The 11,099-nt window shown below is 38.8% G+C and carries 10 protein-coding genes; 1 reads left to right on the forward strand and 9 read right to left on the reverse strand.

Going from position 1 to position 11,099, the window contains the following annotated elements:
• Positions 1-26: 26 nt before the first annotated feature.
• The 9 genes from PQ460_RS14475 to PQ460_RS14515 all read right to left on the reverse strand — a co-directional run bounded on the left by PQ460_RS14475 (position 27) and on the right by PQ460_RS14515 (position 9,598).
• Positions 27-1,742: an ABC transporter ATP-binding protein gene (locus PQ460_RS14475; RefSeq protein WP_273615853.1), complete on the reverse strand. Its 1,716-nt coding sequence runs from the start codon at positions 1,740-1,742 to the stop codon at positions 27-29.
• Positions 1,743-1,900: 158 nt separating this feature from the next.
• A complete protein-coding gene (locus PQ460_RS14480; protein ID WP_273615852.1) occupies positions 1,901-2,614 on the reverse strand; it encodes a GntR family transcriptional regulator in 714 nt (237 codons plus the stop codon).
• A gap of 61 nt (positions 2,615-2,675) precedes the next feature.
• A complete protein-coding gene (locus PQ460_RS14485) occupies positions 2,676-3,761 on the reverse strand; it encodes a CehA/McbA family metallohydrolase (RefSeq protein ID WP_274170268.1) in 1,086 nt (361 codons plus the stop codon).
• 4 nt (positions 3,762-3,765) lie between these two features.
• Entirely contained in the window at positions 3,766-4,212 is a 447-nt protein-coding gene (locus PQ460_RS14490; RefSeq protein WP_274170269.1) for a hypothetical protein, read from the reverse strand.
• A gap of 41 nt (positions 4,213-4,253) precedes the next feature.
• Positions 4,254-5,606: a hypothetical protein gene (locus PQ460_RS14495; protein WP_274170270.1), complete on the reverse strand. Its 1,353-nt coding sequence runs from the start codon at positions 5,604-5,606 to the stop codon at positions 4,254-4,256.
• A gap of 5 nt (positions 5,607-5,611) precedes the next feature.
• On the reverse strand, positions 5,612-6,445 hold the full coding sequence (locus tag PQ460_RS14500; protein ID WP_274170271.1) for an ABC transporter permease: 834 nt from the start codon (positions 6,443-6,445) through the stop codon (positions 5,612-5,614).
• A gap of 2 nt (positions 6,446-6,447) precedes the next feature.
• Positions 6,448-7,602, reverse strand: a complete 1,155-nt coding sequence (locus PQ460_RS14505) for an extracellular solute-binding protein (RefSeq protein WP_274170272.1) — start codon at positions 7,600-7,602, stop codon at positions 6,448-6,450.
• A 57-nt stretch (positions 7,603-7,659) separates the two neighbouring features.
• Positions 7,660-8,712 (reverse strand): ABC transporter ATP-binding protein, encoded by a 1,053-nt coding sequence (locus PQ460_RS14510; protein WP_274172942.1) that lies wholly within the window; start codon positions 8,710-8,712, stop codon positions 7,660-7,662.
• Positions 8,713-8,773: 61 nt separating this feature from the next.
• Positions 8,774-9,598 (reverse strand): ABC transporter permease, encoded by an 825-nt coding sequence (locus PQ460_RS14515; RefSeq protein ID WP_273615846.1) that lies wholly within the window; start codon positions 9,596-9,598, stop codon positions 8,774-8,776.
• Positions 9,599-10,128: 530 nt separating this feature from the next.
• Between PQ460_RS14515 and PQ460_RS14520 the strand changes: the two genes are divergently transcribed.
• Positions 10,129-11,073: a tyrosine-type recombinase/integrase gene (locus PQ460_RS14520; RefSeq protein ID WP_274170273.1), complete on the forward strand. Its 945-nt coding sequence runs from the start codon at positions 10,129-10,131 to the stop codon at positions 11,071-11,073.
• The last annotated feature ends 26 nt before the right edge of the window (positions 11,074-11,099 follow it).

Genomic DNA, 11,099 nt, shown 5'->3' on the forward strand with positions numbered 1-11,099 from the left:
TGATATTTTTATCAAGAATATAATGATTACGTACCGAATTGAGCGGCATGTAGACGGCTGTATGCACCACCAGCTTGAATGAGTTCATCATGAGCGCCTTGTTCAGCGATACCTTCTTTGGTAACAACGATAATACGATCTGCATTTTTGATCGTAGCCAGACGATGCGCAATAATCAATGTTGTTCTACCTTGCGACAATTCATTTAGAGATTGCTGAATTGCTGCTTCTGTCTCGGTATCGAGCGCAGATGTGGCTTCATCTAGAATCAAAATCGGTGGATTTTTGAGGAACATACGAGCAATCGATAACCGTTGCTTCTGTCCACCGGATAGCTTCACGCCACGTTCTCCGATAATTGTATCCATTCCTTCTTCATACGAAGTAATCACTTCTTCGAGCTGTGCTTGACGAGCGGCTGTCCATATTTCTTCTTCGGTTGCTCCCAGTTTGCCGTAAGCAATATTTTCACGAATCGTACCATCGAATAAAAAGACTTCTTGTTGTACAACACCGATCTGTGAGCGTAATGAAGATAATGTCATCTTGCGAATATCAATACCATCTATCGTCACTTCACCTTCAGCGATATCATAGAAACGTGGTAACAAGCTACATATTGTTGTTTTACCAGCACCAGAAGGGCCTACAAGAGCAACTGTTTCCCCTTCGCGAATATGAAGATTGATCCCTTTCAAAATATAATCTTTACCTTCATAACCAAACGATACATCGTTGTACACAATATTTCCTTTAAGCCCGCTTACCTCTTGAGCATCCGGTAGATCATGAATCTCTGTATCGGTATTGAGCAATTCTTCAAAACGGCGGAAGCCTGCTATTCCTTTAGGATACGTTTCAATAACCGAATTCAATTGCTTAATCGGCGCTAAAAATACATTAGATAGCAGTACAAAAGCGATAAAGTCACCATAACTCATCCCTTTTTCAATCACAAACCATGTACCACAGACAAGTACAAAAATAGAAACGAATTTCATCAAAATATAGCTAATTGACGAATTCCACGCCATAATGCGATACGCTACAAGCTTGGTACGACGAAAACGTCCATTGTTGATCGCAAATTGACTGATTTCATGATCTTCGTTAGCAAAAGCTTGTACAACACGCATTCCAGTAACGTTATTTTCGACACGTGCATTAAAATCAGCGATATCTCCAAACATACGCCGGAAAGCGACTGACATTTTGCGTCCAAAAAAGAGTGATAAGTAGATCATCAATGGCACAACTACAAAGGTCAAAATCGCTAGATCCATATTAATACTAGCCATCAAAGCAAATGCACCAACAAGTGTCATCACAGCGATAAATAAATCTTCGGGTCCATGATGAGCAATCTCACCAATATCCATCAGATCATTGGTCATACGAGATACAAGATGCCCTGTCTTCGCATTATCGAAAAAGCGAAATGGTAACCGCTGTACATGATCAAATAGCTTTTTGCGCATATCGGTCTCAATATTGATTCCTAGCTTATGTCCCCAATAAGTTACGACATAATTAAGAAATGAACTAACGACGAATATTCCTAGTAATCCCACACATGCCCATAAAATGACACGCCATTCTCCACCCGGAAGTAAATCATCAATAACGCGGTTTACTGCTAATGGAAAAGCTAATTCAAGAATAGCTGCAATAATCGCACAGCCAAAATCGATCACAAATAATCCTTTGTAAGGACGATAATAAGCAAAAAAACGTTTTAACATTGCTGTCTCCTTTTCTCCACATCATTGATGTGTAATTTAGAAATATATGTATTGTAGCTAAAAAAATAACCACCGGTGTAGTATAAAACTACATCCAGATGGCTATTATAGCATTAATTTTCTCCATTGATAATGATTATCATTTAATTTTAATTTATTTATCGTGTTCGTCTGATCCAAAATGTGAAAATATCGTTGCGAACATAGTCGTAAGAATATAATACTTTCCGATTCATTTCATCATAATGGGTCTGCTTGAGCAATAAAACAGCAGATTGTGGATGAACACATAACTTTTGACTATGTGGATCTGTAGAAAGTGGCACTGTCAATTCTGAATCTGCTCCTACAATCTGAATACCTACCTGTTGTTCTAAATGTTGAAATAAAGATCCTGTAAATACACTTTCATCAAATGTATTGCCCACAAGTTGCACCGGCATATAGTTGATCGAATGAGCGACAATTTCGCCATTTGCCATTCGTGAACGTTCCAAAACGATCATCGGTTCATCGACAGATAATTCCATTCGTTCAGCCACTTCACTTGGACACTTTTCTGAAATAATATAAGCTAATCGTTGGTCTTCTGTTAGACCTGCTGAACGAATCATATCTCCTATACTATACAGTCGATCCAGTGAACTTGGGATATGTTGCAATGTACGGGTCAAAAACGTACCACTGCCATGTTTGACAAACAATTTCCCTTCATCTCTTAGCTTACGAATGGCTCCACGAACAGTAGTACGACAGACTCTAAATTCAGTAGCTAATGTAGATTCAGAAGGTAATTGGTCTCCAGCATGAATATGATGTTCTGCGATCCATTGCTCGATACGAAGCTTGACAGTTTCCTGCTTGGCAGACATATGAATCTATACATCCTTTCTATAGGCAAAATATAAGAGTGTCGTAATTATAATCAGTTCATTATAGTGAATGAGTGATATAGATAGCATTGGTAAAAGCAATCATGCTATACGTTTCCGCAAAATATCCATACAACTCGACCCGTACCCAGCTTAATACTTGAGTCTGTTCTAATTCACAATCATATACTTCTGTTTGCACTGGAATTGGTTGTTCGAACAATATTCCTCGGTTGCTATTTACTACTAAGCGTAACGATTGATCGGCTAATGTGTAATATTGCTGACGACAAATCGTATCTAACGCTATTTCTAACTTTAATTTTTCATGGGGTGGGCAATAGAGTTCTTGTCCAATATGATAACGCTTAGATTGATCATCATGAATTGGATGAGCAATATGGGCGGTAAAAGTAAGCAAAGGCCCCATCGTAACAGTGACTGCTCCTTGACGAAGAGCGGTCAGAGCAGAATGATCTTTGGGTTCTAGCTCTACACGATCTGTATACGATACATCTGAAGTCTGTAACATATCTAATGAATGCCACAACTTTTCTTCATCTTCTGTACCTATGTATGTAATAGCCGCTGGTGCATCGTGGTCTTCTGTGCGATGCCAATCTCGACCACTGGTAGCTGTTATTTGATGCCCTTCATTTAGTAAAGACGTCCACCAGGCAAAAGCACGCTGGCTGTCTTTTTTGATAGACGGCATTAATGTAGACCAGATTTCGATATAATCTACTTTTTGCCAATTCGTTATTGGATATTCCCAATAACAACCTGTGCAGATAGGGCTACCTATCCGAAATGGATGAGCAATACCTACAAGACCACCTTGTGCATGTATCTGATCGATCCCTTTTTCAATATCATGTATACCCAGATTACGCCAATCCACATATTCATGAATTCCCATCGTAATCATATGCCCGTAGAATGTAGTCCATTCCATACCAGGAATAATATGAATACCTGTCTCGTGTTGAATACGCTGACGATCTTGTAGACCCGACTGTGTATTATGATCGGTGAGTGCAATACAATCAATACCTAGATGCAGAGCTGACTGTACCATTTCATCTAAAGTGTGTTGTCCATCACTATGAAGTGTATGAGTATGCAATTCAGAAGGTATCCATTTCATATTGTTAATCCCCCCATACTTCAAGTTGATAATGACATTCTGGTGTCACAATCGAATGAATACTTAATATTACTTTCCATTCTCCTACAGGATTAGAACCTTTCCAAAATCCTGGCGAAGCATGATCTATTGATAAAAAATGAGTCTGTTGTGAGTCTTGCCGATGCGCTTGTCCGCGATGGGTTTGTGGATCATCGACAGAAAGTGTAATTAGATTTTGTAGCGGAGCATACTTTTGCCATTCATGTTCTTGTGGCGCATCATAGCCGTATCGAACCATGGCAGATTCAATTATAGTTTGAGCTTGAGCGGTATCTGTTAACGTTTTGGGAGCATAATTGAACTCGATACGAATCATCGATGCTTGTTCTAATATCGGAAAAGTATACGTAATATGAGTCTGTGAAGCTAACGGATCAATACTACCAGATACGTGCAACCATTTTTCCATCGACAACTGTCTCCTTTTCCTTATCGGCTATATCCACTTCTTTAGATCAACGTCAAGCAATTCCACAATGTCTGTACAGGAGAGATCGAAGTCAATTCAACCTGTGTCTGTGATTGGATACCGATGGTTGGTCTATATTCCTGATCTAACATAAACGCATATATTCCTTTGACACCGATACGTTCTACCCCTTCTGGCAAAAGATTCACCCGAATCTCGGCAATATGATCAATCTGAGTGCCCGGTGGTAACTTAATCGTAGTCGAAAAATGTAAATCTGGTCCTTGATAAGCTGCGCGAAAATCAGCAACTCGCAAATCGTTAAAGCTCGATGACCACCATTCTTCTTGTCCTTGTAAGCGCACTTGATAATCAAGACAAGTCTGTTGGACATCTATACGAGCATTATAGACATCCAAAGCATATTTCGAACTCTGAATAAATACATATTGACGCTGATCTCCCAATTTCCATGAAGACGGATCGTTGTTACGATCTACGATATACTGACGATTCATTTCCCAATTGGTAATCTGATACGTGAACGGATACACACTCATAATCTGTTCCCGTGGTTCCTGTTCAGCATACCAACGATAAGATGGTGGCAGAATCAAGCGATAATTCGACCATACTTCATCTACAAAGTTACCGTTAGCTGTAGCGGCTTGTAATACAGGTAGACCACCACAGTCGGTTTTACCTTGAAATGAAGTCGTCACATGATGAGGACCTTGATATGTAGCAGATAATACATGACCTGCATGATCAATTTCGACACGATACATCCATTCAATATCTGTAGTTCTGCCCCATTTACTCATCAATAATCCAGAAGGTGTACCTTCATCTTCATGACTGAACACCATATGATATTCAATTACTGTGCGATTTTCTTTCTGTTGCATCCAATACATGACAAGAAGCGGCGTATCTGTAAATGTACTTTCATAATCATGAGTCAGATTGCGTCCATAGACAATCGGTGTATGCTGGTAGACCAGTGCTGACGAAGAAGTAGCATCGATCCAGTGTGCCTCATAACTTTCCAAGCGAATTCCTTCTACTTTGGAAGGAGATTCGGGATCACGAAATTCCAATTCAATCTCATAGGTTCCTGCTTCCAGTTGCCCGAGCAAGCGAGGATATACAAAAGAGTCTTTACCATAAAATAAAATCAAATCTTGATTGTACTGTTGATTGACATAGATACGAACCATAGCTGACTCATGATTTTTCTGTTGCCAGTGACTATTACTCATAGCCTTTAGATGCAACTCTACAAACCCTTTTGCTGGAACATCTATTTGAAAATAACAACGTTGAGCACGTGTCAATAAAACATCTAATGTTGCTGTACCAATAACGTTAGCGTCATGTTGAGTATTGTTCATCAATGTTATCCCTCTTTCCCCATCGTTCGAATATAGAAATAACCCATGACTGAACACAGTAAAAACATCAATACAGCCATCGCACTTGCAGTATGAGTCTCCTGATAATTAGAAAAGACTTGTTGCATAGCGACCCCTAATACTTGAGGAGCATTAGCACCAATTAGAAAGGGAGCGGTAAAACTACCGATTACGCCCATAAAAATAAATGTGATTGCTACCCACATCGTTTTGTAAGAGAGTGGCAAAACAAATCGAAAAAATAACTGCCAGATATTTGCCCCTGCATCACGTGCACTTTCGATAACTGAATTAGGCACTGCCGCTAGAGCAGAACTTAGTAACATCGTTGAGAACGGAATATTAAACCATAAGTTAGCAAGTAATAACCCTTTGTAATCGTAAATAATTTTGGGAAATACATCGATTCCGATCAATAACAACAGTCTTGATAACCACCCATGATTACCATACATTGTAATCAGACCATAAGTGGCAATCACACCGGGTACGAACATGGGGATAAAGTATAAGCGGTTGATCCATTGCACCACCCACCCATGACCAAACCGCAGATAGACGGCTAACGCATAACTGATTACTAACGATAACAAAGTAGAAACAACGGTTACATTTAATGTGTAGATAATATTTTTGCGCATCGTGGGCTCGGTAAATAAACGAATATAGTTGGCTAAGCCAAATCCACTACCATTTTCATCGATTAAGCTTTCTCGAATAGCATACAAAATAGGCAAGATCACGACAAAAAACAAAATAAGAAAGGAAGGGATCACTAGAGCAAGCCCTAGTATCCCTTTTTTTACAGTAGAATTCATCGTCATTGACCTGCAACATCAGTCTGCCAGCGTTTGTAGATCTCTTGTTGTAGATCACCACCATTAAATTGACGGTACGATGCAGACACACTTGCAAATTTATCTTGTAATTCTTTAGACATTAGATCCCATTTGATCCCAGGGTAACCGTACATTTTGTTCACTACAATCGTCTGAGCTTCCGGTGTAAGTATATAATCAAGCAATTTTTGTGCAGCTTCTTTTTTGGTCGACATTTCGGGAACCATCAGATACGCAGGGCCACCTGTAAAAGCAGGGCTGATCTGAGTTAGCTTAGTTGTATCTGGTAATAGCTGTTTGTTGATCTGTTCTAGTGCCATATCTGACCATGCTGGAACCATATCTACTTCACCATTAGCAAGTAAATCGAGTGTGCCTTGATTTTTTTTCGGATAGATTCCTTGCTGATACATAGACGGCCCTAATTGTTTTAACAAATTAAATCCTTGATCCCATTTCTGTGCGATAGCAGGATCACTACTGTTCATATCTTCAGGGGGTAAAAAATTGTAAATGGCTGTAGTTACAAATGAACTACCTGCTCCACCTGTAGAAGGGTCATTATAAGCAAATTTGCCGGGATGTTGACGAATCCAATCGTATAACTCGTCTGCTGTTTTCGGAGGGTTAGGTACATTTTGGCTATTGTATGCCAGTACTACTGAAGAAGCGCGGTAAGGAACAGCCATATCATTTACTTGTTTTAATATCGATGTGTCGATATTTTTGAGGTTAGGTACACTTGCTGTATCCAGTTTGGCCCAGATTCCATTTTTGTTGCCTTTTGTAATATCGTCCAAACTACCTTCATATAGATCTACATCTACATTGGTCTGTCCACTTTGCTTGGCAGCTAAAAGGCGATCCAGTGCAGATTGTCCACCTGTTCCTGATGGAAGATATACCAATTTAACTTTGATCGTTGGATTAGCTTTTTCAAATTCTGGAATTAACGTTTCCCACAACTCTTTTACATTTAACGATCCACTGGTATACAAAGAAACCTCTGTGGTATTTGCAGAAGAACTACTTGCATTGGCTTCGTTGGTCGCTGATTTGCCTCCACATCCGGCTAACGCCATAACCATACATAATCCAACCATCAGTAGAATACTCATTTTTGCTTTGTTTAACACAAGAACATCCTCCTTTAAAATAACTGCTTTTGAGATTAATTTAGCATGAGCTTCTTGTTATTTGTCTGCTTCCGATACACTGATTTCTGGAAAAACATTCATTTTACTAAACATCAGCGATATCGGTTGACCTGGATGTAAGGTAGCCGCTTGTTGACGAGGTACAAATACTTTAAGGACTTCTTCTTCATAATTGACTGATACTTCTGCATAATGACCGAGTACCATGACCTGACGAATATGACCTGTTAAGCCTTCTTCTTGTTCAGACAGGTACATGTCTTCTGGACGAACAGCAACGATACAATGTCCGATAGGCAATTCTAACTTTGGATTAGGCAGACGCAATCCACCCACTGTAATATGCTGTCCATCACTCACCCCCTTTAATACATTGATACGACCGATAAAATTAGCGACAAACAGCGATTGTGGCGTATCATAGATGTCCTGTGGTGTAGACAATTGCTCAATCTGACCACCATGCATAACTACAATTCGGTCTGAGATCGATAAAGCTTCTTCTTGATCATGTGTTACAAAAACCATCGTCATATCGGTAGCCATCTGAATATCACGTAATTCTTCACGCATCTCCATCCGTAGCTTGGCATCCAGAGCGGAAAAAGGTTCATCTAGCAGTAATACATCCGGCTTTAATAGTAGTGCTCTGGCTAGAGCCACCCGCTGTTGCTGTCCACCGGATAACTGGGTAGGATGCTTGCTTGCTGCACTACCGAGTTGCACCATTTCTAAAGCGGCTCTGACTTCACGCTCAATATCTGCCTTAGTATATTTGCGGATTTTCAGACCAAATGCCAAATTTTCATATACCGTCATATGTGGCCACAGATTATAACTTTGGAATACCATAGCAGTTGGTCTTTTTTCAGGAGGCAACTGTAATATGCTGTTCCCACGAATTAAAATATCTCCGCTATCAGGTTCCAAAAAGCCGCCAATCGATCGTAAAACAGTGGTTTTTCCGCAACCCGAAGGCCCCAGTAATGTCACCATTTCGCCTTTGGCAATCTCAAGCGAAATATTTTTCACACCATCGCCTGTTTTGAATATTTTGCTTATATTTCGAATAGATAATTGAGACTGCATGATTGTATTCATAACTCCTCCTGCTTCTTGGGTAACCATAGAATCTGCAATATAGTCCACTTTATTTCACTTGAAACCCACCAGATAATACATCTGCACTTACAAATTTGCGGGCAGCTACTAACAGAATCACTGTCGGTAATGTCAAAATTACAGAGAATACAGCACCTGTCGTATTCGGATAATCTGCGATAATAGAGTACATAATAATCGGCATTGTTTTAAAATCAGGAATCCCTACCAACAACGTGCCTTGCGCTTCATCCAATGAAGCTAAAAAGGTGAAAATCGAAGCGACCATAATACCGGGAAAAGCCATCGGGAATGTAATTTTCCAAAATACTCGAATCGGGCCTGCTCCTACATCGCGTGCCGATTCTTCTTGAGCTTGATGCACACTGCGAAAAGCAGAAGCTGGAATCCATGTCATATACATCAAAGTGTTGACCATATGAATCAGTACAATGCCTACAAAAGTATTCATTAAGCCGAATTTGTAAAATAGAACAGCAATAGAGACATACAAGCCCATTTTCGGAAATGCATGAGTAAGCAAAAACGAAAATAAAAACCATTTACTCAGCGGAAATGAGATGCGTGCAAAAGCATAAGCGGCTGGTACACACACAATAATCGAACATACCGTCACCACAGTCGCAATCAGAAAAGAGAGCGAAATAGACTGCAACACATCATCCTGACTCAACACAAATTGCCACCATTGTAGCGACCAGCTCTGTGGTAAAGCTGATGGGTACTGCCACTTACCAGATACAGCCAATATCAATAAATTTAGCAATGGTCCCAGAAAAAAAATCACAAAGACAATCAACAACAAAAACTCTACAATTTTGCGTTTACCTAACGCATGTAAATACCACTTCATAATTCATTCCTTTCTCTCACTGATCTGAACATATGTACTTTTACAAAGCGCTTATTTCTTAAACGTTAGTTATCCAAAGTTGTTTAGACGTCTATATCACTGACACTTCTGAGTATAGAAACAATTTATTTTCGCAAAATATGTCGAAATATAGGTTTGCGTAAATATTGAAAACTATTTTTGTTTAGATTTAATATGTAATTAATAAAATAGCACTACTTTGAGCTTGAATGGTTGGCAGTTTATATAGTACATACATTCAAAATCGATGCTTGAGTATGTAAATGTAGGTTGTAGGTGTAGACATGCTAAAAAGACTTTCAATAATTGCAATACATCTGCAAGCATTAAAAGTCTAGATCATAATTCTGTTGAATTACTTTTGCAAAGTGAAATAACAGATACTGTAGTACCGCATAAATTGATACATGTTAAAATGATTGATTTTGGTATAATGGAGAATCTGTATTTTAAAGATTATGTAATGTAGAGAAGAAATTGAAGTTGTTGGAGACACAGGAGGATAAAAATTGTTAGTATCTAGGATTGATTTAAACGATTATATCGCAAAGTATGTGAATTATTTATTGATCGAAAAAAATTTATCGCCAAAATCGATCAAAGCTTATCTATCCGATTTGAATATGTTCCATGATTGGCTAGTAGAGAATCAGATCGAAGTTGTGACCGAAGCGGAAATCTATTTATATTTCAATACATTGAGTCACTTGAATCTTTTAAAAGATTCTACCATCAAACGGAAATACATATCCTTTAAAGGATTTTTCTTATTTTTGGATCAAAAGAATTGGATCGATCAATCCCCATTAATCAATTTCGGTAAACGATTCAAAACAGCAAAACGAATTCCTAAAACGTTACCTACCAATGAAATCAAACGTTTATTATCTGCCCCAGAGCATGATCGTAACCGCTTAAAAACAGAATTCAGCACGCGCTTAAGTATACGAAATGATGCCATTATAGACTTACTCTTTTCTACAGGTATTCGTATTGGGGAATTGGTTCAGATTCGACTAAAAGACCTTGATTTACGCAATCGAGTCGTTGTTATCTTTGGCAAAGGACGCAAAGAACGATTGCTTTATCTATCTAGCAAAGAACTCCTCGATAAGATTCAAGACTGGCTTAAAGTAAGAGAAGCTTTTCATCCAAAAGACGACTGTTTATTTCTAAATAAATATGGAAACGGCTTATCGATCTATGGTATTGAGGATATTTTCTGTAAATATAAAGAGATGGCAAAAATTAATCAAAGTGCTACCCCACATTACTTACGTCATTCTTTTGCTACTCAATTGTTAGAAAATGGAGCCGATTTGAGAGCAGTTCAAGAAATATTAGGGCATTCCAGTGTAAGTACAACGGAGATTTATACAGAGGTATCTGTTAAAAGAAAGCGTGCTGTATTAACAAAATTCAACCCTAGAAACCGATTAGAGACCTCCAAATAACTATGAATTATTTGGAGGAAATGATG

Source organism: Paenibacillus sp. KACC 21273 (assembly GCF_028736095.1).
Classification (GTDB): domain Bacteria; phylum Bacillota; class Bacilli; order Paenibacillales; family Paenibacillaceae; genus Saccharibacillus; species Saccharibacillus kyungheensis.

Bases quoted from the DNA above. Each gene is read 5' to 3' on its own strand.
- PQ460_RS14475 (WP_273615853.1), bottom strand. From the start codon at position 1,742: ATGTTAAAACGTTTTTTTGCTTATTATCGTCCTTACAAAGGATTATTT.
- PQ460_RS14480 (WP_273615852.1), bottom strand. From the start codon at position 2,614: ATGTCTGCCAAGCAGGAAACTGTCAAGCTTCGTATCGAGCAATGGATC.
- PQ460_RS14485 (WP_274170268.1), bottom strand. From the start codon at position 3,761: ATGAAATGGATACCTTCTGAATTGCATACTCATACACTTCATAGTGAT.
- PQ460_RS14490 (WP_274170269.1), bottom strand. From the start codon at position 4,212: ATGGAAAAATGGTTGCACGTATCTGGTAGTATTGATCCGTTAGCTTCA.
- PQ460_RS14495 (WP_274170270.1), bottom strand. From the start codon at position 5,606: ATGAACAATACTCAACATGACGCTAACGTTATTGGTACAGCAACATTA.
- PQ460_RS14500 (WP_274170271.1), bottom strand. From the start codon at position 6,445: ATGAATTCTACTGTAAAAAAAGGGATACTAGGGCTTGCTCTAGTGATC.
- PQ460_RS14510 (WP_274172942.1), bottom strand. From the start codon at position 8,712: ATGCAGTCTCAATTATCTATTCGAAATATAAGCAAAATATTCAAAACA.
- PQ460_RS14515 (WP_273615846.1), bottom strand. From the start codon at position 9,598: ATGAAGTGGTATTTACATGCGTTAGGTAAACGCAAAATTGTAGAGTTT.